Raw genomic sequence first — 23,393 nt, forward strand, 5'->3', positions numbered from 1 at the left:
CGTACCTTCGCCTGACTCTTGTAGGAGCGAGCTCTGCTCGCGAAAGGCCCTCTAGGGTTCGATGCCGTAGGCCTTGAGCTGGTCGAGGAACTGCGCTTCGTCCAATACCTTCACCCCGAGTTCGCCGGCCTTGGCCAGCTTCGAGCCAGCACCTGGCCCCGCCACCACACAGTGGGTCTTGGCCGACACCGAGCCGGCCACCTTGGCGCCCAGGCTTTCCAGCTTTTCCTTGGCGACATCGCGGCTCATCACCTCCAGGGTACCGGTCAGCACCCAGGTCTGGCCGGCCAGGGGCAGGCCTTCGGCGACCTTCTTCTCGCTTTGCCAGTGCATGCCGAACTCGCGCAGCTGCTGCTCGATGGCGCGGGCACGCTGGGCGTTGGCCGTCTCGTCGAAGAACTCGCGCACCGCCTTGGCCTGCCTCTCGGGCAGCGCCTGGCGCATGTCCAGCCAGTCGCCACCCAACACGCCTTCCAGGCTGCCGAAGCGCTCGGCCAGCTTGTGCGCCGCACCTGGGCCGACGGAGGGAATGTTCAGCTTGTCGAGCATGCCGCCGAGCGTGGCCACGGCGGAGAACTCGGCGCTCAGCTCGCCCTCGTCCTGCAACTCAAGGCCGCACTCGCCGAGCAAGGCGCTGATCACCTGCTGGTTATGCGCATCCTCGAAGAAGCTGTGGATCTCGTGGGCCACTTCCAAACCGATATCCGGCAGGTACGTCAGCACCTCGGGCAGCGCCTGGCGCACACGCTCCAGCGAGGCCAGCGAACGGGCCAGCACCTTGGCGGTTTCCTCGCCCACGTCGGGAATGCCCAGGGCATAGATGAACCGCGCCAGGCTCGGCCGCTTGCTGTTCTCGATGGCTGCCAGCAGCTTGTTGCTGGAAACCTCGGCGAAGCCTTCCAGACCGATGATCTGCTCGAAGGTCAGTTTGTACAGGTCGGCCGGCGAGCCGATCAGCTTCTCGTCCACCAGTTGCTCGATGGTCTTGTCGCCGAGCCCCTCGATGTCCATGGCGCGACGCGAGACGAAGTGGATGATGGCCTGCTTGAGCTGTGCCTGGCAGCTCAGGCGACCGACGCAGCGGTACACCGAGCCTTCGCTGACCGACTCCTTGCCCTTGCTGCGCTTGACCAGTTGCGTACGCTCCACCGCCGAGCCGCACACCGGGCACTGCTCGGGAATGTGCACCGGGCGGGCGTTTTCCGGGCGACGCTCGGGCACCACCGCCATCACTTGCGGGATCACGTCCCCGGCGCGGCGAATGATCACCGTGTCGCCGATCATCACACCCAGGCGCGCCACTTCGTCCATGTTGTGCAGGGTGGCGTTGGCCACCATCACGCCCGCCACCTTGACCGGGTTCAGGCGTGCAACCGGGGTCACCGCGCCGGTACGGCCGACCTGGAATTCCACGTCGAGCAGCTCGGTGAGCTCTTCCTGCGCAGGGAACTTGTGGGCGATGGCCCAGTGCGGCGTGCGCGCGCGGAAGCCCAGCTGCTGCTGGTCTTCGATATTGTTGACCTTGAACACCACGCCATCGATGTCGTAGGCCAGGCTCATGCGCCGCTGACCGATATCGCGGTAGTAGTCCAGGCAGGCCTCGACGCCCTTGGCCAGTTTCAACTCGCGGCTGATGGGCACGCCCCATGTCTTGAGCTGCTGCAGCATGGCCACCTGGGTGCCCGGCAGTTCGCCACTGACCTGACCGACGCCATAGCAGCAGAACTCCAGCGGGCGACTGGCGGTGATCTTCGGGTCGAGCTGGCGCAGGCTGCCGGCAGCAGCGTTGCGCGGGTTGGCGAAGGTCTTGCCACCGCTCTCGGCCTGACGTGCATTGAGCTCCTCGAAGCCCGACTTGGGCATGAACACTTCACCACGCACCTCCAGCACCTGCGGCCAGCCCTCGCCCTGCAGCTTGAGCGGCACGTTGCGAATGGTGCGCACATTGCTGGTGATGTCCTCGCCGGTGCTGCCGTCGCCGCGCGTGGCACCGCGCACCAGTTGGCCGTTCTCGTAGCGCAGGCTGACGGCCAGACCGTCGAGTTTGGGTTCGCAGCTGTACTCGATTTCGGCACCGCCGCCGAACAGATCGCCGCCCGAAACGCCAAGGCCATGCTGCACACTGCGATCAAAAGCGCGCAGGTCGTCTTCCTCGAAGGCGTTGCCCAGGCTGAGCATCGGCACCTCATGGCGCACCTCGCCGAAGGCGCTGAGCGCCTCACCACCGACGCGCTGGGTCGGCGACTCGGGCGTAACCAGCTCCGGATGCTCGGCTTCCAGCGCCTGCAGCTCGCGGAACAGGCGGTCGTACTCGGCGTCGGGCACGCTCGGCTCGTCCAGCACGTAGTAACGGTAGTTGTGCGCGTCCAGTTCGTTGCGCAGTTCGGAAATACGTTGGGCGGCGTCGGTCATGCTCGGTCTCTCAAACGAAAAGAGCAGCCTTGGCTGCTCTCTTTTGACTTCGTGTTCGGGTCAGCGTTTCTGTGTCAGTTGCCGGCGCTCGAACTCGACGATGCGCTGGCGGTAGTGTTCGATGGTTTGCGCGGTCATCACGCTGCGCTGGTCGTCCTTCAGCTCGCCGCCCAGTTCGTGGGCCAGCTTGCGTGCAGCCGCGACCATCACGTCGAAGGCCTGCTTGGGATGACGCGGGCCAGGCAGGCTGAGGAAGAAGCTCACCGCTCGGGTACTGAAGCCTTCGATATCGTCCAGATCGAAGGTACCGGGCTTGAGCGCGTTGGCCATGGAGAACAGCACCTCGCCATTACCCGCCATGCTCTCATGACGGTGGAAGATGTCCATTTCGCCGAAGCGCAGACCGCTTTCCAAAATGTTCTGCAGCAGCGCCGGGCCCTTGAAGCCGAAGTCGTCACGGGCCACCACGTTGATCACCAGCACCTCTTCCACGGGGGCAGCATCAGCGGCGGGCTTGGCGGGTTTCTTAGGCTCTTTCGGCTCGACTTCATCGACCGGGTTGAGCAGGGTCGGTACCGGCTCGTCGACCGCCAGGTTGAGGTCGCCCTGCTGCGGCTCGTTGCGCGAGCGACGTGGCAGGTCCTTGGCACTCATCGATGGCAGATCATCTTCATCCAGTTGAGGATCGTGGTCGCGCTGCACTACCCGCGGCGGGCTGAGCAGATCAGGATCACTGTCATCGTCGGGCATATTGGCGAAGCTGCGATCGAGCTTGAATCTGAGTTTCCCCTTACCGCCGCGCATACGGCGCCAACCGTCGAAAAGAATGCCAGCGATAACGATGATGCCAATAACGATCAGCCACTCGCGCAGACCGAATTCCATGAAATACCTGACCCTTAAAAATTCTGGTGAAAAAAAGATCCAATCAACCGGATCGCAACTCGACTATAAAACGCGGCGCCAACTCCATGTTCTGTCTGACGTTTTCCGCGTGTAACAAAAGTGGGCAATAAGCTAGCACGACGAAAGACAACTTTACACAGGGAGCAACATTAAGGTTGTGCCTATATTCAGTTAATCCCACGGCGCTCTGCCATCACGCCTCCACCATCGCCAGCGCCTCCTCGACATCCACTGCCACCAGACGCGAGCAGCCCGGCTCGTGCATGGTGACCCCCATCAGCTGATCGGCCATTTCCATGGCGATCTTGTTGTGGGTGATATAGATGAACTGCACCGTCGCCGACATCTCCTTGACCAGCCGCGCATAGCGTCCGACGTTGGCATCATCCAGCGGTGCATCCACTTCATCCAACATGCAGAACGGCGCCGGATTGAGCTGGAAGATGGAAAACACCAGTGCCAAGGCGGTCAACGCCTTCTCTCCACCGGAGAGCAAATGAATGGTGCTGTTCTTCTTGCCCGGGGGCCGCGCCATGATGGTTACACCGGTATCGAGTAAATCTTCGCCGGTGAGTTCCAAATAAGCGTTGCCGCCACCGAAAACTTTTGGAAAGAGTGCCTGCAAACCGCCATTGATCTGATCGAAGGTGTCCTTGAAACGGTTGCGCGTTTCCTTGTCGATCTTGCGGATGACGTTTTCCAGGGTTTCCAGGGCCTCGACCAGATCGGCGTCCTGCGCGTCCAGATAACGCTTGCGCTCTGACTGCTGCTGATACTCGTCGATGGCTGCCAGGTTGATCGGCCCGAGCCGGGCGATGCGTGCGGCCATGCGCTCCAGCTCTTCTTCCCAGGCGTTTTCAGTGGCCTCGGCCGGCAGCGTGGCGATCACCCCGTGCAGGTCGTAATTGTCCTCGGCGAGCTGGTCGGCCAGCGCCTTGCGCCGCACGTTGAGCGACTGCCAGTCCATGCGCTGCTGCTCCAGCTGGCTGCGCAGCATCTGCGCCTGCTGCTCGGCCTGAGTGCGGCGTTTCTCGGCGTCGCGCAGTTCGCGGTCGGCATCTTCCAAAGCCAAACGCGCCTGTCGCAGTTCCTCGTCTACCGCCATGCGCCGCTCTAACAGCTCTTCGAGCTTGATGCGCAGCTCTTCCAGCGGCGCCTCGCCCTCTTCCAGATTCAGCGACAACTGCTCGCGCCGCTCGTGCAGACGCTCGGCCTGCAGTTGCAGACGCTCCAGCGCCTGGCGGGTGGAGTCGTGCTGCGCCTTGAGCGAGCCGACCCGTACCGCCAGCTGGTGGGCGTGATCCTTATGCTGCCGCGCCTCCTGACGCACCCGATCGAGGCGCTCGCGCAGGCTGTCGCGGCTGGCCAGCAGGCTTTCGCGCTGCTCGTTATCCAGGGCCATGGCGTCCAGCGCATCCTGCAATTGCAGGCGCGCTTCGCCGAGTTGTTCCTGCTCGATCTCGCGCTGCTCGGCCGCTTCCTGCAGCTCGTCCTGCAGACGACGACGGCGCAGGCCCAGCTGCTCGGCCTTGGCCTGACTAGCGGACAGGCGCGCCTTCAGCTCGCTCAACTGCCGCGCCAACTCTTGGCCTTGGCGACGCTGCTGCTCACGCTGTTCTTCCTGAAGACGTTGTTCGTCGCGCAGCCCCAGCAGACGCTCATCCAGTTGCGCCAAAGCCGCTTCGCGTTCCTCACGCTCCAGTTGCAGACGTTCCAGTTCCTGGCCACGGGCCAGCACGCCACTGTCGGCCTCGGCAGCGCGGCGCACACGCAGAAAATGCCGGCCGACCCAATAGCCGTCGCGGCTGATCAGGCTTTCGCCCTCGGCCAGCTGCGCGCGAGCCGCCAGCGCCTGTTCCAGCGACTCCACCGGGCGCACACTGGCCAGCCAGGGCGACAGGTCGTGGCTCGACTCTATCTTGTCCAGCAGGCTGCCAGTACGACGTGCGCCGCCACTGGCGGGGCTGGCCAGACGCAGTTCACCCTGTTCCAGACTGGCAAAATCCAAGCCGGCGAAATCGTCCAGCAGCACGGCCTGCAGGTCGGCGCCGAGCACTGTTTCCACCGCTAGCTCCCAGCCGGCCTCCACACGCAGCCCTTCGGCCAGGCGCGGGCGCTGCAACAGGTTCTGCTCGCGCAGCCAGTCGCCTGCGCCCTGCCCCGGGTCCAGGGCAGCCTGTTGCAGGGCCTCCAGCGAGGCAAGGCGGCCGTTCAGCCGCTGTAGCTCACCTTGCGCCTGCTGCTGCGCCTGACCGGCTTGCTGCAGGTCCTCGCGCAGTTGCTGCAGAAGCTCGGCCTGCTGCTCTTCGCCCAGTTGCAGGGCTTCGTGCTCCAACTCGCCGGCGGCGAGCTGTTCGTTCAGTTCGAGAATGGCAGCGTCTTCGGGGTCGGCCGCCAGTTGCTGCAATTCTTCGTTCAGTCGGCGCTGGCGTTCGGCAAGGCGCTCCAGGCTCTGCTCCAGCTGGGCGATGCGCGACTGCTGCACTTCGGCCTGGCGACGCGGCTCGGCGCTGCGCTGGTTGAAGCCGTCCCATTGCTCCTGCCAGCCGTGCATGGCGGCCTCGGCCTCTTCCAGGCTGGCGGCGGACTCCTCGGCAGCGGCGGCGGTCATCTCCTGCTCGGGCAGAAGCATCTCCAGCTCTTCACCCAGAGTGGCCAGCAGGGTGCGGTCATGGCCGAGGTGCGATTCGGTTTCCAGGCGCGCCTTTTCCGCCTCGCGCAGGTCGTCCTGCAACTGGCGCAGGCGCTGCTGGCCGTGCTGGATACTCTGCTCGACGCGGGCAATATCGCCACCCACGGAATAGAAGCGGCCCTGCACCAGGTTGAACCGTTCGGAGAGTTCATGATGGCCGTCGCGCAGGCGCTCGATGGCGGCATCGGCGCTGCGCTGCTCGGCCACCAATGCTTCGAAGGCCACTTCCTGGTCGCCGATCACCTGCTCGCGGCTGCCCACCTGCTGATTCAGCGTCTGCCAGCGCAGGGCCAGCAGCTGGGCCTTGAGCTGACGCTCCTCGGCCTTGTATTCCTGGTACTTCTCCGCCGCCTGAGCCTGACGGTGCAGACGTTCGAGCTGGCGCTCCAGCTCCTCGCGCAGGTCGGTCAGGCGCGCCAGGTTTTCCTGAGTGCGGCGGATACGGTTCTCGGTCTCGCGGCGACGCTCCTTGTACTTGGAGATGCCGGCGGCTTCTTCGATGAAATTGCGCAGCTCCTCGGGCTTGGCCTCGATCAGCTTGCTGATCATGCCCTGCTCGATGATCGAGTAACTGCGCGGCCCAAGGCCGGTGCCGAGGAAGATATCGGTGATATCGCGGCGACGGCACTTGGTGCCGTTGAGGAAATAGGTGTTCTGCCCGTCACGGGTGACCCGGCGGCGGATGGAAATTTCCGCGAAGGCGGCGTACTCGCCCACCAGCGAGTTGTCGCTGTTGTCGAAGATCAGCTCGATGGAGGCCTGGGTCACCGGCTTGCGCGTGTTGGAGCCGTTGAAGATGACGTCGGTCATCGACTCGCCGCGCAGGTTCTTCGCCGAACTCTCACCCATCACCCAGCGCACGGCGTCGATGATGTTGGACTTGCCGCAACCGTTGGGGCCGACCACCGCCGCCATGTTGCTGGGAAAGCTCACCGTCGTCGGATCGACGAAGGACTTGAAGCCGGCCAGCTTGATGCTTTTCAGGCGCATCTGGGCTTAGCGCTCGGCCAGGGTCGCCAGCACCAGCTGGCAATTGTGCTGACCGTAGGCCTGCAGCACTTCGCGGGCGCGAGCGTGATCGCGGGCGATGATCGCCTGCAGCAGGCTGGCGAAGGTGTTCATGAACTGACCCATCTCGCCTTTGCGCCTTTCCAGCGCCAGGTGATAGGTGCGACTGATGGCCGGCAGCAGGTTCTCAAGGGTTTCCTGCAGGTAGGGGTTGTCGGCGAACGGGAAGGCGGCGCGCATCACGTCGAAGCTGTTCTCGACGAAGGCACCGATATCGCTGCGCTCGAGGCTGTCCTGCAGCCGATTCTTGATATCGATGAAAGGCGCCAGGTCGGTTTCCACCTGCCAGTGCTCGATCACCGCACGGGCCAGCATGGCGTACAGCTCGATGCTCAGGGCATAGAGGCTGGTGACGTGGTGGGCGGTCAGTTCGCTGACCTGGGCGCCGCGGCGCGGCAGGATCGTGATCAGGTGGCGACGCTCGAGAATCAGTAGCGCCTCACGTACCGAGCCGCGGCTGACATTGAGTGCCTGAGTGACCTTCTGCTCCTGGATGCGTTCGCGCTCCTTGAGCTCTCCGCGAATGATGCGTTCGGCCAGGTAGCGGGCGATTTGCTCGGCGAGGCTGTCCGGGGCCTTGAACGTCATGACATTCCTTATTTGCGTCGATCCAGGGGCAGGCAGTCGAGTCTGGGAGCCCCGCCACGGCTGGGCGGAGGCTGAAAAACAGACGCGAAGTGTAACACAGGGTGTTACCGGGCCAAGCGTCCCGGTGAGGTGGTTTCCGTTCGAAAGGTCGGGCGCACAGGCATGGTCACGAAAACTGATCGCCCTACAATCCTACATAGAACCTACAACAAGAATGACCCGGAGAATCCGATGTTCGAACGCCTGCCCTCAAACCGGATGCTGGCCCTGAAAAAGATCGGCTACTGGATCTGGCTGATCCCGGTATTCGGCATACCACTCAGCTATTACTGGTCGCTGGGTAGCGCCCATGCCGATGCCTGGGCCTGGCTGGTGATCACGGTGGTGTTCGGCGTCATTCCGCTGCTGGATTTCGTCGTCGGTCGCGACCCGGCCAACCCGGACGAGCGTGAGGAAGTACCGGCGCTGGAGGCGCAGGGCTACTACCGCCTGCTGAGCCTGGCCACGGTGCCCCTGCTGCTGGCGATGCTGATCTGGAGCGGCTGGATTTTCGTCAGCTACCCGGCCTGGAGCTGGGTCGGCCAGCTCGGCTGGGTGCTGTCGGTCGGCACGGTGATGGGCGCCATCGGCATCACCGTGTCCCACGAGCTGATCCACAAGGACCCGCGCCTGGAACAGAATGCCGGCGGCCTGCTGCTGGCGGCGGTGTGCTACGCCGGCTTCAAGGTCGAACATGTACGCGGCCACCACGTGCACGTATCCACGCCCGAGGACGCCTCCTCCTCGCGCTTCGGCCAGAGCCTGTACGCCTTCCTGCCGCACGCCTACAAGCACAACTTTCTCAACGCCTGGAAGCTGGAGGCCGAGCGCCTGGGGCGCCGCGGCCAGCCGGCCCTGCACTGGCGCAACGAACTGATCTGGTGGTACGCGATCAGTGCGCTGTTCCTGCTCGGTTTCACCCTGGCCTTCGGCACGCTCGGCGCGCTGTTCTTCCTTGGCCAGGCGGTGATGGCCTTCACCCTGCTGGAGATCGTCAATTACGTCGAGCACTACGGCCTGCACCGGCGCAAACTGGACAACGGCCGCTACGAGCGCACCAATCCGCATCACTCGTGGAACAGCAACTTTCTGCTGACCAACCTGTTCCTCTTCCACCTGCAGCGTCACTCCGATCACCACGCCTACGCCAAACGCCGCTATCAGGTGCTGCGCCATTTCGACGACAGCCCGCAGTTGCCCAATGGTTATGCGGGGATGATCGTACTCGCCCTCTTCCCGCCGCTGTGGCGCGCGGTAATGGACCCCAAGGTCCGCGCCTACTACGCAGGCGAAGAACATCAGCTAAGCGAATCGCAGCTGACGTAAGCCTCGCTCGAACCATCCCAAGCAACCCCGGCAGCGCCAGCTCCCGGGGTTTTCTTTTGCCGGCTGGCGCCTGTGAAAGGCCCACGATAGAGGCCTACCTGGCACGAAAGCCGCTAATCTCAGGCAATGATTCTGCCCGCCAGGCTCATAACCGTTTTGCATGACAAGCAGCTGACCGCAGGGTCAAATATTTGTTGACCCAAAAGTCAGAAAACTCTAGATTGGCCCCATGGCAGCCCGCGCCAGGGCCCTGCAGTGCGTGCATCACCTGGCCAGCCAACCGAGTCATAACAATAAAGTGCCTGGAGGTCGTCCTTGATCCAGTTTTTACTCAACCGGGAGCTGCGCACCGAGCATGCCCTGGACCCCAACGTCACCGTGCTCGAGTACCTGCGTGAGCACGTCGGCAAGACCGGAACCAAGGAAGGCTGCGCCTCCGGCGACTGCGGTGCCTGCACCGTGGTGGTGGGCGAGCTCGATGGCGAGCGCGTGCGCTATCGCACCCTCAATTCCTGCCTGACCTTCGTCTCCAGCCTGCACGGCAAGCAGCTGATCACCGTCGAAGACCTCAAGCACCAGGGCAAGCTGCACAGCGTGCAGCAGGCGATGGTCGACTGCCATGGCTCGCAGTGCGGCTTCTGCACCCCGGGCTTCATCATGTCGCTGTTCGCCCTGCAGAAGAACTCCACCGGCTTCGACAAGGGCGCCACGCTGGAAGCCCTGGCCGGCAACCTGTGCCGCTGCACCGGCTACCGCCCGATCATCGACGCCGCCGAGCAGGCCTGCTGCCAGAAGCAGCCGGACCAGTTCGACGCCTTCGAAGCCGACACCGTGACCCGGCTCAAGGCCATCGCCCCACGCGAGACCGCCGAACTCAACAGTGGCGACAAGCGCTGCCTGGTGCCGCTGACCGTCGCCGACCTGGCCGACCTCTACACCGCCAACCCGGAAGCCCGCCTGCTCGCCGGCGGTACCGACCTGGCCCTGGAAGTTACCCAGTTCCACCGTGAACTGCCGGTGATGATCTACGTCGGCCATATCGAGGACATGAAACGCATCGAAGTGACCGACAGCGCCATCGAAATCGGCGCTGCCGCGGCCCTGTCCGACTGCTACGAAGCGCTGTCGCGCGAGTACCCGGACTTCGGCGAGCTGCTGCACCGTTTCGCCTCGCTGCAGATCCGCAACCAGGGCACCCTGGGCGGCAACATCGGCAACGCCTCGCCCATCGGCGACGCCCCGCCGCTGCTGATCGCCCTCGGTGCGCAGATCGCTCTGCGCCAGGGCAACACCCGGCGCATCCTGCCGCTGCAGGACTACTTCCTCGACTACAAGGTGACCGCCCGCCAGGAAGCCGAATTCATCGAGAAGATCATCGTGCCGCGCAAGCAGGCGAACCAGGCGTTCCGTGCCTACAAGGTGTCCAAGCGCCTGGACGACGACATCTCCGCCGTCTGCGCAGCCTTCAACCTGAGCATCGTCGACGGCGTGGTGACAGACGCGCGCATCGCCTTCGGCGGCATGGCCGCCATCCCCAAACGCGCCAGCGCCTGCGAGGCGGCCCTGGTCGGCTCGGCCTGGTATCCCGGCGTGATCGAACGCGCCTGCGACGCACTGGGTGAGGACTTCACCCCGCTGTCGGATTTCCGTGCCAGCAAGGAATACCGCCTGCTCACTGCCCAGAACCTGCTGCGCAAGTTCTTCCTGGAACAGCAGTCACCCGAAATCGAAACCCGGGTCACGGCTTACGCCTGAGCGCGCAGCATTTTTTTGGAGACGAAGATGTCCAGTCATATCGAACACAAATCCCAGGAAGAACTGGCCGCCCTGTTCCGCGCCGGCATGACCAGCGGCGTCGGCCGCAGCGTCAAGCACGAGAGCGCGGACAAGCATGTCACCGGCGAGGCGGTCTATGTCGACGACCGTCTGGAATTCCCCAACCAGTTGCACGTCTATGCGCGCCAGTCGGATCGCGCCCATGCGCGCATCCTGCGCATCGACACGAGTCCCTGCTATGAGTTTCCGGGCGTGGCCATCGCCATCACCAAGGATGACGTACCGGGCCAGCTGGATATCGGCCCGGTGGTCGCCGGCGACCCGCTGCTGGCCGACGGCAAGGTGGAGTACGTTGGCCAGGTGGTGCTGGCGGTGGCCGCCGACAGTCTGGAAACCGCGCGCAAGGCGGCCATGGCCGCCATCGTCGAATACGAAGACCTGGAGCCGGTGCTCGACGTGGTCGAGGCCTACCGCAAGAAGCATTTCGTGCTCGCCAGCCACACCCACCGCATCGGCGACTCGGCCAGCAAACTGGCCAGCGCCCCACGTCGCCTGCAGGGCACCCTGCATATCGGCGGCCAGGAGCACTTCTACCTGGAAACCCAGATTTCCTCAGTAATGCCCACCGAAGATGGCGGCATGCTGGTCTATACCTCGACGCAGAACCCCACCGAGGTGCAGAAGCTGGTGGCCGAAGTGCTCGGCGTGCCGATGAACAAGATCGTCATCGACATGCGCCGCATGGGCGGCGGTTTCGGCGGCAAGGAAACCCAGGCCGCCGGCCCGGCCTGCCTGTGCGCGGTGATCGCCCATCTCACCGGCCGGCCGACCAAGATGCGCCTGCCGCGCATGGAAGACATGAGCATGACCGGCAAGCGTCACCCCTTCTATGTCGAGTACGACGTCGGCTTCGATGACGACGGCCTGCTGCACGGCATCGAGATGGACCTGGCTGGTAACTGCGGCTACTCGCCGGACCTGTCCGGCTCCATCGTCGACCGCGCCATGTTCCACTCGGACAACGCCTACTTCCTCGGCAACGCCACCATCAACGGTCATCGCTGCAAGACCAACACCGCGTCGAACACCGCCTACCGCGGCTTCGGCGGCCCGCAGGGCATGGTCGCCATCGAGGAAGTGATGGACGCCGTGGCGCGCAGCCTGGGCAAGGACCCTCTGGAGGTACGCAAGCTCAACTACTACGGCAAGACCGAGCGCAACGTCACCCACTACCACCAGACCGTCGAGCACAACGTCATCCACGAGATGACCGCCGAACTGGAGCAGAGCTGCGAGTACGCCAAGCGCCGCCGCGAAATCATCGAGTTCAACAACAAGAGCCCGGTATTGAAGAAAGGCCTGGCCATGACCCCGGTGAAATTCGGCATCAGCTTCACCGCCACCTTCCTCAACCAGGCCGGCGCGCTGATCCACATCTACACCGACGGCTCGATCCACCTCAACCACGGCGGCACCGAGATGGGCCAGGGCCTCAACACCAAGGTGGCTCAGGTCGTCGCCGAAGTGTTCCAGGTCGATATCTCGCGCATCCAGATCACCGCCACCAACACCGACAAGGTGCCCAATACCTCGCCGACCGCAGCCTCCAGCGGAGCCGACCTCAACGGCATGGCGGCGAAGAACGCAGCCGAAACCATCAAGCAGCGCCTGGTGGAATTCCTGGTGCGCGAGTACAAGGTCACTCCGGAAGACGTGGAGTTCCGCAACGGCCAGGTGCGCGTGCGTGATCACTTCCTGTCGTTCGAAGAAATGATCCAGAAGGCCTACTTCGGTCAGGTCTCGCTGTCTTCCACCGGCTTCTACCGCACGCCGAAGATCTACTACGATCGCGACAAGGCGGCCGGCCGCCCCTTCTATTACTACGCCTACGGCGTGGCTTGCGTGGAAGTGCTGGTGGATACCCTGACCGGCGAATACCGCATGCTGCGCGGCGACATCCTGCATGACGTCGGCGACTCGCTGAACCCGGCCATCGACATCGGCCAGGTCGAAGGTGCCTTCGTCCAGGGCATGGGCTGGCTGACCACCGAGGAGCTGGTGTGGAACGCCAAGGGCAAGCTAGAGACCTGCGGCCCGGCCAGCTACAAGATCCCGGCCATCGCCGACATGCCCATCGACCTGCGCGTGAAGCTGGTGGAGAACCGCAAGAACCCGGAAGACACCGTGTTCCATTCCAAGGCCGTGGGCGAGCCGCCCTTCATGCTCGGCATCGCCGCCTGGTGCGCTCTCAAGGACGCCGTGGCCAGCCTGGCGGACTACAAGGTGCAACCGCAGATCGACGCCCCGGCCACGCCCGAGCGCGTGCTCTGGGGTGTGGAACAGATGCGCAAGTTGAAGACGACGGCCAAGGCTGCCAGCGCTGCCGAGGTTGAACCGGCGTAACACGATCGGCCCCCTCTCCCATTCATGGGAGAGGGGTGGGGAGAGGGAGGCTCGGACGACTCGATCGAGCAGGCCACCCTCTCCCCCGCCCCTCTCCCGCAAGCGGGAGAGGGGTGAACAGCCATGTAGTTCGAATTAAACAGGTGTACAACAATGACAAAACACACCGAACCGAATAACCGCCCTGCTCGCCCGGCACCGGAGCCGATTCTCGATCCGTCGCCGAGCAACTGGCGCCTGCCGCGCCCGGGACAGACCACGCCTTCCTGGAGGCTGAGCAAATGAGCTGGATCAGTGCCCTCGCCGAACTGCAGGAAAAAGGTGAAGCCTGCGTTCTGGTGACCATCATCGAAGAACGCGGCTCGACGCCGCGTAATGCCGGCTCGAAGATGGTGGTCACCGCCGAGCGCATCTTCGAGACCATCGGCGGCGGCCATCTGGAATACAAGGCCATGGAAATGGCCCGCGAGATGCTCACCGCGCGCAGCCAGGACACACGCCTGGAGCGCTTCTCCCTCGGCGCCAGCCTGGGCCAATGCTGCGGCGGCGCCACCGTGCTGCTGTTCGAGCCAATGGGCCAGCCCCAGGCGCAGATCGCCGTGTTCGGCGCCGGCCATGTCGGTCGCGCGTTGGTGCCGCTGCTCGCCAGCCTGCCGTGCAAGGTGCGCTGGATCGACTCGCGGGAGAACGAATTTCCCGAGCACATCCCCGCCGGGGTGGAAAAGATCGTGGGTGACGAAGTGGTCGACGAGGTGGAGAACATGCCGCCCGGCAGCTACTACATCGTCATGACTCACAACCACCAGCTCGATCTGGAGTTGACCGCGGCCATCCTCAAACGCGGCGACTTCGCCTACTACGGCCTGATCGGCTCGAAGACCAAGCGCGTCAAGTTCGAGCATCGCCTGCGCGAACGCGGCTTCGCGGACACCCTGATGGCGCGCATGCGCTGCCCCATGGGCCTGCCCGAGGTGAAAGGCAAGCTGCCGGTGGAGATTGCCGTGTCCATCGCCGGCGAGGTGATCGCTACCTATAACGCCCTGTTTGGTGAAAAAAGAGCCGGCCAGGACGTGAAGAAGGGTGAGTCCAGCGTCGCCAAGCTGTTGCCCGCCTCGCGCCGGTCCTGATTATTGGTGCGCTGTACGCACTCCCCCCATTTTCTGGTGCGTCCAGCGCACCCTAGCCACAATGCTTTCACTTAAGGACGTATGCGTTTTGCTCCCCTCTACCATTTATGGGAGAGGGGTTGGGGGAGAGGGCCGAAAACACCGCGAGGCTGCCAGTTTCCCCCTCTCCCTAGCCCTCTCCCCAGAGGGGCGAGGGGACTGACCGCGCTCGCCCAGTACTAAGCGAACAGTATTGATCAACTCATGAGATCCAAATGATGAGCAACACCCGCAAAGCCTACCGCGCCGCCATCCTGCACAGCCTCGCCGATCCCGCCGTGGTCGGTGTCGAGCAGTCCTATGAATATTTCGAGGACGGCATCCTGCTGATCGAAAATGGCAAGGTCGCTCAGGTTGGCCCCGCCGCTGAGCTGTTGCCGAAGCTGGCCGGCGTCGAAGTCACCGAGTACCGCGACGCGCTGATTACCCCCGGTTTCATCGACACCCATATCCACTACCCGCAGACCGGGATGATTGCCTCCTACGGCGAGCAACTGCTGGACTGGCTCAACACCTACACCTTCCCCACCGAGCGGCAGTTCGAAGACAAGGCCCATGCCAGCGACGTGGCGGCGATCTTTCTCAAGGAACTGCTGCGCAACGGCACCACCACCGCCCTGGTGTTCGGCACCGTGCACCCGCAGTCGGTGGACGCCTTCTTCGAGCAGGCCGACAAGCTCAACCTACGGATGATCGCCGGCAAGGTGCTGATGGATCGCAACGCCCCGGACTACCTGACCGACACCGCCGAATCCGGCTATGCCGAGAGCAAGACCCTGATCGAACGCTGGCACGGCAAGGGTCGCCTGCACTATGCGGTCACCCCGCGCTTCGCCCCGACCAGCACGCCGGAGCAACTGGAGCTGGCCGGCAAGCTGCTGGGCGAGTACCCGGATCTGTACATGCACACCCACCTGTCCGAGAACCGCAAGGAAATAGAATGGGTCAAGGAACTGTTTCCCGAGCGCAAGGGCTATCTGGATGTCTATGACCACCACAAGCTGATCGGCCCGCGCGCGGTGTTCGCCCATGGCGTGCACCTGTGCGACGACGAGTGCAAGCGCCTCGCCGAAACCGGCTCGGCCGTGGCCTTCTGCCCGACCTCCAACCTGTTCCTCGGCAGCGGCCTGTTCGACCTGAACAAGCTGGAAGCCCATGGCGTGCGCGTCGGGCTGGGTACCGATGTCGGCGCCGGCACCAGCTTCAGCCAGCTGCAATCGCTGAACGAGGCGTACAAGATCATGCAGCTGCAGGGCAAGAAGCTCGACCCGTTCAAGTCGCTGTACCTGGCCACCCTGGGCGGTGCCAATGCGCTGTACCTGGACGACAAGCTGGGCAACTTCCTGCCCGGCAAGGACGCCGACTTCCTGGTGCTGGACTACAACGCCACGCCGCTGATGAGCTACCGCATGCAGCAGGCCAAGAGCCTGGAAGAGCGTTTGTTCGCCCTGACCATGCTCGGCGACGACCGTGCGGTGAAGGAAACCTTCGCGGCTGGTGCATCAGTGCACCAGCGCGATTGAGCCCGATGATCTGCGCGCCCTTGTAGGAGCGGATTTATCCGCGATCAGGCTGTAGGCAATGCCTCGACAGCATCGCGAATGAATTCGCTCCTACACAAGCGCGCCTCACCTCAGCCACATCGTCTCAGCAATGAAAAAGCCCCGCTGCTCGCGCAGCGGGGCTTTCTTAATTTGCATGCAACGAATCAGCGATTGGCAGCGTTGCGGCCGGGCTTTTTCTTGGTCTGCAGCAGGTGCGAGAACACCGCGTGCAGGTCATCCGAGGCGCTTTCCTCGTCCAGGTTGAGCTTGCTGTCGATGTGGTCCATGTGGTGCATCATCAGGTGCACCGCACGCTCGGCATCGCGCGCCTCGATGGCGTCGATCAACTGGTTGTGTTCGTCGTAGGAGCAATGCGAGCGGCTGCCGCTTTCGTACTGGGCGATGATCAGCGAGGTCTGCGACACCAGGCTGCGCTGGAAGCTCACCAGCGGCGCATTGCGCGCGGCCTCGGCCAGCTTCAGGTGGAACTCGCCGGACAGGCGGATGCCGGCACCACGATCACCGCGGGAGAAACTGTCCTGCTCGTCCTTGACCATCTGCCGCAGCTCGGCCAGCTGCTCGGCGGTGGCATGCTCGACGGCCAGCTCGGTGATGGCCCGCTCGACCAGGCGGCGCGCATAGAAGATCTGCCGGGCTTCTTCGACACTGGGGCTGGCCACCACCGCACCGCGGTTCGGGCGCAGCAGCACCACACCCTCGTGGGCCAGGCGCGACAGGGCGCGGCGAATGATGGTGCGGCTGACGCCGAAGATCTCACCCAGCGCCTCTTCGCTCAGCTTGGTGCCGGGCGCCAGACGCTGCTCGAGAATGGCATCGAAAATGTGGGCATATACGACATCGTCCTGAGTCCCGCTGCGGCTGCTTTTGCCCGCACGCGGCTGCTTCTTCAGTGGCTGCAATTGATCGTTCATTCTGGCTCGCGTCAATGAGAGTCGGCGACACTGCGACTCTACTGTGTTCTACCCGGTAGCTGACAAGCTCCGAGCGAAAAAACATCAGAAAAAAATCCGAGCAATTGTACACAAGTCAATCAGCCACTACACCTGCGTCGTATGACGTCATAGCTGCTCAATAGCAGCAGACTGTCTCAGTCTGAGTGCAACGCATCAAATCCTTTCTTTATATATAGGCCCCGCCTCAGCTCATTAGCAGCTAAGGGCGACCTACAGCCTGCAGATGATTGCCGAGGCAGCCAGAGCCCCCTTGCCAGCCGCGATCTTATCTAGTTGTTTTTAAAGACTTTTAACTTCAAGGCTTGGTGGATTGTCGCCAAATCCAGTCGCACTCATGCCCGCCCCGTCAACTGGTGCGATTAATGCAAAATTAAAAAACATTAATTGCATTTTTTGTATACAACATCATAATCGCGCCTGAGTGACTTCTTGACCGCTCGGTCAACAACTTAGCCAGGAAGCACCACTGAAACACCGCCTGCCTCAGAGAGCATTGTTCTTGCGCAACGCTCTGGGCGGTACACAACAAGAGAGATGAGGAGTACCCGCTGTGGAAAGCGTCAAACAAGAACAACACGCGAATCAACTGGCAAGGGGCGGCCTGCTCGACCGCTTCTTCAAACTGACCGAGCACCGCACCACCATCAAGACCGAGCTGCTGGCGGGCCTGACGACCTTCGTCACCATGGCCTACATCATCTTCGTCAACCCCAACATCATGGCCGGCGCCGGTATCGACCATGGCGCCGCCTTCGTCGCCACCTGCATCGGCGCAGCCCTGGGCTGCTTCCTGATGGGGCTGTATGCCAACTGGCCGGTGGGCCTGGCGCCAGGCATGGGCCTGAACGCCTTCTTCACCTACACCGTGGTCGGCGAGATGGGCTACAGCTGGCAGATCGCCCTCGGCGCGGTGTTCATCTCCGGCGTGCTGTTCATGATCATGAGCCTGTCGAAGATTCGCGAGTGGCTGCTCAACAGCATCCCGATGAGCCTGCGCTTCGCCATGGGCGCCGGGGTCGGCCTGTTCCTCGGCCTGATCGGCCTGAAGACCGCTGGCATCGTCGTCGACAGCCCGGCCACCCTGCTGACCATGGGTTCGTTCGGCAATCCTTCTGCGCTGCTCGCGGCGGTGTGCTTCCTGCTGATCGCGGTGCTCAGCCACCGCAACGTATTCGGCGCCATTCTGTTCAGCATGCTCGGCGTCACCGCCCTGGGCTGGGCCCTGGGCCTGGTGGAGTACGGCGGCCTGGTGTCGATGCCACCGAGCCTGGCGCCGACCTTCCTGGCCATGGATATCGCCGGCGCCTTCAATGTGGCGATGATCAGCGTGATCCTGGCCTTCCTCTTCGTGAACATGTTCGACACCGCCGGCACCCTGATGGGCGTGGCCCACCGCGCCAACCTGGTGGATGAGGACGGCAAGATCCACAACCTGTCCAAGGCGCTGAAGGCCGACTCCACCTCCAGCGTGGTGGGCGCCATGGTCGGCTGTCCGCCGGTGACCAGCTACGTCGAGAGCGCTTCGGGCGTGGCCGCCGGTGGCCGCACCGGGTTGACCGCCGTCACCGTCGGCATTCTGTTCCTCGCCGCGATGTTCTTCGCCCCGCTGGCCGGCATGATCCCCGCCTACGCCACCGCCGGCGCGCTGATCTACGTGGCGATGCTGATGATGAGCGGCATGGCGCACATCGACTGGAAGGATCACACCGACACCATTCCGGCCATCGTAACGGTGGTGATGATGCCGCTGACCTTCTCCATCGCCAACGGCATCGCCCTGGGCTTCCTTACCTACGCGACGCTGAAGCTGCTGACAGGCCAGCGCGACAAGGTATCGCTGAGTCTGTACGTGCTGTGCGTTATCTTCATCGCCAAGTTCGCCTTCCTCTGAGGGCAAACCCTTCGTTGATCGAAGCCCTAGCCCTGTGCCGAATGCTGTTCACTTAAGGTCGCACACGTTTGGCTCCCCTCTCCCATTTATGGGAGAGGGGCTGGGGGAGAGGGCTGAAAACACCGCAAAACTGCCAGTTTCCCCTCTCCCCAAAGGGGCGAGGGGACTAATCGCGTCCGACCATTTCTTATGCGAACAGCATTACGGCCCTGTGCGGGGCTTTTCGTTTGGCCCGGCAACGACAGACGCGCTCGTCGCAAACATATCGCCGGCCCCGGATTTCATCCGGGCTACGGCGCACCCTACACGCAGACGAAAAAAAGCCCGCAGTGTGAGCGGGCGTAAGGACTCAAACGAGTCTGAGGGTGACAAGCATTCGTCTGGCGGGCGGCCCGCCAGTCAGTCAGCTACCGCGATAGGTGGAGTAGCTGTAAGGGGAAATCAGGAGCGGCACGTGGTAGTGCTCCTGGCCGGCATCGATGCCGAAGCGCAGCACCACCACATCGAGGAAGGCCGGCTCGGGCAGTTTCACGCCACGGGCACGGTAGTAGTCGCCGGCATGGAAGTGCAGCTGATACACGCCCGTGCGGTAGTCTCCGCCCTGCAGCACCGGCGCATCGCAACGGCCGTCGTGGTTGGTGGTCACGCTGTTGATCAGCTCCAGCTGCGCGCCTTCGACGCGATACAGCTCGACCTTGATGTCACTCCCTGGGCAGCCGTGTGCGGCGTCCAGTACATGCGTAGTTAAACGTCCCATGGGTCTCGGATGCTCGTGGCGACCTGCGCCCAACGAACACCACACCTCCTCTACTCTGTTGAAATCGGCTCGTCGCAGTGCTCCGACGCGATGGCAGGATAGCATGCAGCTCGAATATAAAACATTTTAACCATAAATTGTACACAATAAATTTATTGGTCGCGCCGGCAACGCACCATAAAGGTTCATGATCCACATCGTCCAAAGCTAGCAATCACGGCCTTACCAGCACAGGTTGCTGGCCACTCGGTCAATTTCGACGTCGCTGCCTATAGTGAAGAAAAGCGTAAAAAGTCGATTTACAAACGACAACTAACTTTGTATACAATTATCCATTCCGGTCGCGCAGCCCCCATCGTCATGCGCAGTGACCGCCACGATCCAGATAGGAAGACTGCAGTGAATGCTGATTACCCACGCGATTTGATCGGCTACGGCGCCAACCCGCCCCATCCGCACTGGCCGGGCGATGCCCGCATCGCGCTGTCCTTCGTGCTCAATTACGAGGAAGGTGGCGAGCGCAACATTCTTCATGGGGACAGGGAATCCGAGGCTTTCCTCTCCGAGATGGTCGCCGCCCAGCCATTGCAGGGCCAGCGCAACCTGTGCATGGAATCGCTGTACGAATACGGCAGCCGCGCCGGTGTCTGGCGCCTGCTCGAGCTGTTCAAGAAGCACGACATCCCGCTGACCATCTTCGCCGTGGCCATGGCCGCCCAGCGTCACCCCGAGGTGATTCGCCAGATGGTCGCCGCCGGTCACGAGATCTGCAGCCACGGCTACCGCTGGATCGACTACCAGAATGTCGACGAAACCACCGAGCGCGAGCATATGCTCGAGGCCATCCGCATCCTCACCGAGCTGACCGGCGAGCGCCCGCGGGGCTGGTATACCGGCCGCCTGGGGCCAAACACCCGGCGCATCGTGCGCGAGGAAGGCGGTTTCCTCTACGACTCCGACACCTACGACGACGACCTGCCCTACTGGGACCCGGCCAGCACCGCGGAGAAGCCGCACCTGGTGATCCCCTACACCCTGGACACCAACGACATGCGCTTCACCCAGGTGCAGGGCTTCAACAAGGGCGACGATTTCTTCGAGTACCTCAAGGATGCCTTCGACGTGCTCTATGCCGAAGGCCAGGCCGGCGCGCCGAAGATGCTGTCGATCGGCATGCACTGCCGCCTGCTCGGGCGCCCGGCGCGCCTGGCCTCGCTGGCACGCTTCATCGACTACGTGAAAAGCCATGACAAGGTCTGGTGCGCCCGCCGCGTCGATATCGCCAGACACTGGCACGCCAACCACCCCTTCCGCGCGACCGAATGAGAGAGCCGTCCATGAGCCGTTTCCAAACCCTGACCCCGTCCCAGTTGAGCCGCGAGGAGTTCGTCGCAGCCTTCGCCGACATCTACGAGCACTCGCCCTGGGTCGCCGAGAAAGCCTATGACCTCGGTCTGGACGAAAGCGTGGACGATATCGACAGTCTGCAGCAGCGCATGGCCGACATCCTGCTGTCCGCCAGCGCCGATGCGCAGTTGGCACTGATCAACGCGCACCCGGACCTGGCCGGCAAGGCTGCAGTGCGTGGCGAGCTGACTGCTTCCAGCACCGCCGAACAGTCTGGCGCCGGCATTCATGAGTGCACCGCCGAGGAGTTCGCCCGCTTCACCGAGCTCAACGACACCTACAAGGCCAAGTTCGGCTTTCCCTTCATCAAGGCCGTCAAGGGCAGCAACCGCCACCAGATCCTGGCCGCCTTCGAGGAGCGCATTCACAACACGCCAGAGCAGGAATTCGCCACCGCCCTGGCCGAGATCAACAAGATCGCCCTCTTCCGTCTGCAGCAGCTTTAAGCCTGCAGCAGCCCCGACAATCGAACAGAACAAGTAGAACAGCCATGCGTAGCCTGACCATCGAGCCCCTGAGCAAAGAAGCCTTCGCCCCTTTCGGTGACGTGATCGAAACCGAGGGCAGCGACTTCTTCATGATCAACAACGGCTCCACCCGCCGCTATCACAAGTTGGCCACGGTGGAGACCGCGCAGCCGGAGGACAAGGCCATCATCAGCATCTTCAGCGCCGAAGCACTGGAGATGCCACTGACCATCCGCATGCTGGAACGCCATCCGCTGGGCAGCCAGGCCTTTATCCCGCTGCTCGGCAACCCCTTTCTGATCGTGGTCGCGCCACTTGGCGATGTACCTGTATCAGGGTCCGTCCGTGCCTTCCTCAGCAATGGCAGGCAGGGCGTCAATTACCATCGCGGCGTCTGGCACCACCCGGTGCTGACGATCGAAAAGCGGGATGACTTCCTGGTGGTTGATCGCAGTGGTTCCGGCAACAACTGCGATGAGCATTTCTTCAATGAGGACGAGCTCCTTCTCCTCAACCCCCACCAATAAGAGAAGCCCGGGGCTGGCGTGCCTCCCCCGGGAAAGAGGTACGAATCGTGGAAGCACATTTCACCGAATGGCTAAACCTGGGCATCCGCTGGATCCATATGATCACCGGTATCGCCTGGATCGGCGCATCCTTCTATTTCGTCTGGCTGGAGAACAACCTCAACCGGAGCAACCCCCGCGAGGGCCTGTCGGGCGACCTCTGGGCGATTCACGGCGGCGGTATCTACCACCTGGAAAAGTACAAGCTGGCCCCACCGAAAATGCCGGAGAACCTGCACTGGTTCAAATGGGAGGCCTATGCCACCTGGCTGTCGGGCGTCGCCCTGCTGCTGGTGGTGTACTACCTCAACCCCAGCCTGTACCTGGTCAAGCCGGGCGTCGAGCTGTCCCCGGCAATGGGCATCGCCATCGGCCTCGGCTCCATGGCGATCAGCTATGTGATCTACCACTTCCTCTGCGACTCGCCCCTGGGCAAGCGCCCCGCCCTGCTCGGCGCCGTGCTGTTCGTGCTGATCATCGCCGCCGCCTATGGCTTCAGCCAGATCTTCAGCGGCCGCGCGGCGTACATCCATGTCGGCGCGATCATCGGCACCATCATGGTCGGCAACGTGTTCTTCACCATCATGCCGGCCCAGCGTGCGCTGGTTAAGGCCATCGAAGAGAACCGTACGCCCGACCCGGTACTGCCGGCCAAGGGCCTGCTGCGCTCACGGCACAACAACTACTTCACCCTGCCGGTGCTGTTCATCATGATCAGCAACCACTTCCCGAGCACCTACGGCAGCCAGTACAACTGGGCGATCCTGGCTGGCATCGCGGTCCTGGCCGTGCTGGTGCGTCACTACTTCAACACCCGCCATGACAGCAGCAAGTACGTCTGGACCCTGCCGGCCGCAGCGCTGGGCATGATCTGCCTGGCTTATGTCACCTCTCCAGCGCACCGCGCGCCAGCTGCTGCGCCAGTAGCCGCCGTCGAAAAACCGGCCAGCACAACCCCGGCCAAGGTCGAGCAAGCAAACCCGGTAGCGACTCCTGTCGAGCAAGCCGCCAGCACGGACGGCACACCAGCCGCCAATGCGGGTGCGAGCGACTTCGCCCAGGTCGAGAGCGTGATCCATGAGCGCTGCACCGTGTGCCACTCGGCCAACCCGACCAGCCCGATGTTCAGCGCAGCGCCGGCCGGCCTGATGCTCGACACCCCCGAGCAAATGAAGGCGCAGGCGGCGAAGATCCACGCCCAAACCGTGGCTTCGCAGATCATGCCGCTGGGCAACATCACCCAGATGACCCAGGACGAACGCGACCTGATCGGCAGCTGGATCGCCGAGGGCGCGCAGATCAACTGATTGCCACACATGTCGCGCCCGTGACTGGGTGCGGCATCTTTTTACAGCCATGAACCGCCGGCAGCGCGAGCTGACCGGCGGTTCATTTTTTGTGCACAATCTAT

The 23,393-nt window shown here is 63.1% G+C and carries 17 protein-coding genes; 11 read left to right on the top strand and 6 right to left on the bottom strand.

Annotated features, from left to right (window positions below; all coding sequences use genetic code 11):
- Positions 1-51: 51 nt before the first annotated feature.
- The 4 genes from ligA to DXK50_RS05315 form a co-directional block, all read right to left on the bottom strand.
- The gene (gene ligA, locus DXK50_RS05300) at positions 52-2,412 is read right to left on the bottom strand and encodes an NAD-dependent DNA ligase LigA (RefSeq protein WP_212629607.1); all 2,361 of its coding nucleotides are present in this window, start codon (positions 2,410-2,412) and stop codon (positions 52-54) included.
- Positions 2,413-2,472: 60 nt separating this feature from the next.
- On the bottom strand, positions 2,473-3,297 hold the full coding sequence (gene zipA, locus DXK50_RS05305; RefSeq protein ID WP_161865349.1) for a cell division protein ZipA: 825 nt from the start codon (positions 3,295-3,297) through the stop codon (positions 2,473-2,475).
- Positions 3,298-3,511: 214 nt separating this feature from the next.
- Positions 3,512-7,000, bottom strand: a complete 3,489-nt coding sequence (gene smc, locus DXK50_RS05310; RefSeq protein WP_212629608.1) for a chromosome segregation protein SMC — start codon at positions 6,998-7,000, stop codon at positions 3,512-3,514.
- A 6-nt stretch (positions 7,001-7,006) separates the two neighbouring features.
- Positions 7,007-7,666, bottom strand: a complete 660-nt coding sequence (locus tag DXK50_RS05315; RefSeq protein WP_143502634.1) for a GntR family transcriptional regulator — start codon at positions 7,664-7,666, stop codon at positions 7,007-7,009.
- A gap of 231 nt (positions 7,667-7,897) precedes the next feature.
- Between DXK50_RS05315 and DXK50_RS05320 the strand changes: the two genes are divergently transcribed.
- The 6 genes from DXK50_RS05320 to guaD all read left to right on the top strand — a co-directional run bounded on the left by DXK50_RS05320 (position 7,898) and on the right by guaD (position 15,899).
- Positions 7,898-9,031, top strand: coding sequence for an alkane 1-monooxygenase (locus DXK50_RS05320; RefSeq protein WP_212629609.1), 1,134 nt, complete (start codon positions 7,898-7,900; stop codon positions 9,029-9,031).
- Positions 9,032-9,346: 315 nt separating this feature from the next.
- Positions 9,347-10,786: a xanthine dehydrogenase small subunit gene (gene xdhA / locus DXK50_RS05325; protein ID WP_212629610.1), complete on the top strand. Its 1,440-nt coding sequence runs from the start codon at positions 9,347-9,349 to the stop codon at positions 10,784-10,786.
- 27 nt (positions 10,787-10,813) lie between these two features.
- Positions 10,814-13,210: a xanthine dehydrogenase molybdopterin binding subunit gene (gene xdhB, locus DXK50_RS05330; protein ID WP_212629611.1), complete on the top strand. Its 2,397-nt coding sequence runs from the start codon at positions 10,814-10,816 to the stop codon at positions 13,208-13,210.
- A gap of 153 nt (positions 13,211-13,363) precedes the next feature.
- The gene (locus DXK50_RS25140) at positions 13,364-13,495 is read left to right on the top strand and encodes a hypothetical protein (RefSeq protein WP_268251338.1); all 132 of its coding nucleotides are present in this window, start codon (positions 13,364-13,366) and stop codon (positions 13,493-13,495) included.
- The gene (gene xdhC, locus DXK50_RS05335) at positions 13,492-14,337 is read left to right on the top strand and encodes a xanthine dehydrogenase accessory protein XdhC (RefSeq protein WP_212629612.1); all 846 of its coding nucleotides are present in this window, start codon (positions 13,492-13,494) and stop codon (positions 14,335-14,337) included. Before DXK50_RS25140 ends, xdhC begins: the two co-directional genes overlap by 4 nt.
- A gap of 257 nt (positions 14,338-14,594) precedes the next feature.
- Positions 14,595-15,899 (top strand): guanine deaminase, encoded by a 1,305-nt coding sequence (guaD, locus tag DXK50_RS05340; RefSeq protein WP_212629989.1) that lies wholly within the window; start codon positions 14,595-14,597, stop codon positions 15,897-15,899.
- Positions 15,900-16,084: 185 nt separating this feature from the next.
- Here the strand turns inward: guaD and DXK50_RS05345 are convergent, their stop codons facing one another.
- A complete protein-coding gene (locus DXK50_RS05345; protein ID WP_037050562.1) occupies positions 16,085-16,852 on the bottom strand; it encodes a GntR family transcriptional regulator in 768 nt (255 codons plus the stop codon).
- Between the two features lie 592 nt (positions 16,853-17,444).
- Between DXK50_RS05345 and DXK50_RS05350 the strand changes: the two genes are divergently transcribed.
- On the top strand, positions 17,445-18,785 hold the full coding sequence (locus tag DXK50_RS05350; RefSeq protein ID WP_003243322.1) for an NCS2 family permease: 1,341 nt from the start codon (positions 17,445-17,447) through the stop codon (positions 18,783-18,785).
- A 403-nt stretch (positions 18,786-19,188) separates the two neighbouring features.
- Here DXK50_RS05350 and uraH read toward each other — a convergent pair whose 3' ends face one another.
- Positions 19,189-19,542 carry a hydroxyisourate hydrolase gene (gene uraH / locus DXK50_RS05355; RefSeq protein ID WP_161866241.1) on the bottom strand — a complete coding sequence of 118 codons (354 nt, stop codon included), beginning with the start codon at positions 19,540-19,542 and terminating at the stop codon, positions 19,189-19,191.
- Between the two features lie 399 nt (positions 19,543-19,941).
- Between uraH and puuE the strand changes: the two genes are divergently transcribed.
- From puuE to DXK50_RS05375, 4 genes are read left to right on the top strand one after another with little or no spacing between them, the layout of a single operon-like run.
- Positions 19,942-20,868, top strand: coding sequence for an allantoinase PuuE (gene puuE / locus DXK50_RS05360; RefSeq protein WP_212629613.1), 927 nt, complete (start codon positions 19,942-19,944; stop codon positions 20,866-20,868).
- 11 nt (positions 20,869-20,879) lie between these two features.
- Positions 20,880-21,395, top strand: a complete 516-nt coding sequence (gene uraD / locus DXK50_RS05365; RefSeq protein WP_161866243.1) for a 2-oxo-4-hydroxy-4-carboxy-5-ureidoimidazoline decarboxylase — start codon at positions 20,880-20,882, stop codon at positions 21,393-21,395.
- A gap of 44 nt (positions 21,396-21,439) precedes the next feature.
- The gene (locus DXK50_RS05370) at positions 21,440-21,943 is read left to right on the top strand and encodes an ureidoglycolate lyase (protein ID WP_003243314.1); all 504 of its coding nucleotides are present in this window, start codon (positions 21,440-21,442) and stop codon (positions 21,941-21,943) included.
- Between the two features lie 47 nt (positions 21,944-21,990).
- Complete coding sequence (locus tag DXK50_RS05375) at positions 21,991-23,289, top strand: urate hydroxylase PuuD (protein WP_212629614.1); 1,299 nt, start codon at positions 21,991-21,993, stop codon at positions 23,287-23,289.
- Positions 23,290-23,393: the final 104 nt, after the last annotated feature.

Source organism: Pseudomonas sp. KB-10 (genome assembly GCF_018221585.1).
Classification (GTDB): Bacteria; Pseudomonadota; Gammaproteobacteria; order Pseudomonadales; family Pseudomonadaceae; genus Aquipseudomonas; species Aquipseudomonas yangonensis.

Coding starts and splice junctions, on each gene's coding strand:
- ligA (WP_212629607.1), bottom strand. CDS start 2,412: ATGACCGACGCCGCCCAACGTATTTCCGAACTGCGCAACGAACTGGAC.
- zipA (WP_161865349.1), bottom strand. CDS start 3,297: ATGGAATTCGGTCTGCGCGAGTGGCTGATCGTTATTGGCATCATCGTT.
- smc (WP_212629608.1), bottom strand. CDS start 7,000: ATGCGCCTGAAAAGCATCAAGCTGGCCGGCTTCAAGTCCTTCGTCGAT.
- DXK50_RS05315 (WP_143502634.1), bottom strand. CDS start 7,666: ATGACGTTCAAGGCCCCGGACAGCCTCGCCGAGCAAATCGCCCGCTAC.
- DXK50_RS05320 (WP_212629609.1), top strand. CDS start 7,898: ATGTTCGAACGCCTGCCCTCAAACCGGATGCTGGCCCTGAAAAAGATC.
- xdhB (WP_212629611.1), top strand. CDS start 10,814: ATGTCCAGTCATATCGAACACAAATCCCAGGAAGAACTGGCCGCCCTG.
- DXK50_RS25140 (WP_268251338.1), top strand. CDS start 13,364: ATGACAAAACACACCGAACCGAATAACCGCCCTGCTCGCCCGGCACCG.
- xdhC (WP_212629612.1), top strand. CDS start 13,492: ATGAGCTGGATCAGTGCCCTCGCCGAACTGCAGGAAAAAGGTGAAGCC.
- guaD (WP_212629989.1), top strand. CDS start 14,595: ATGAGCAACACCCGCAAAGCCTACCGCGCCGCCATCCTGCACAGCCTC.
- DXK50_RS05345 (WP_037050562.1), bottom strand. CDS start 16,852: ATGAACGATCAATTGCAGCCACTGAAGAAGCAGCCGCGTGCGGGCAAA.
- uraH (WP_161866241.1), bottom strand. CDS start 19,542: ATGGGACGTTTAACTACGCATGTACTGGACGCCGCACACGGCTGCCCA.
- uraD (WP_161866243.1), top strand. CDS start 20,880: ATGAGCCGTTTCCAAACCCTGACCCCGTCCCAGTTGAGCCGCGAGGAG.
- DXK50_RS05370 (WP_003243314.1), top strand. CDS start 21,440: ATGCGTAGCCTGACCATCGAGCCCCTGAGCAAAGAAGCCTTCGCCCCT.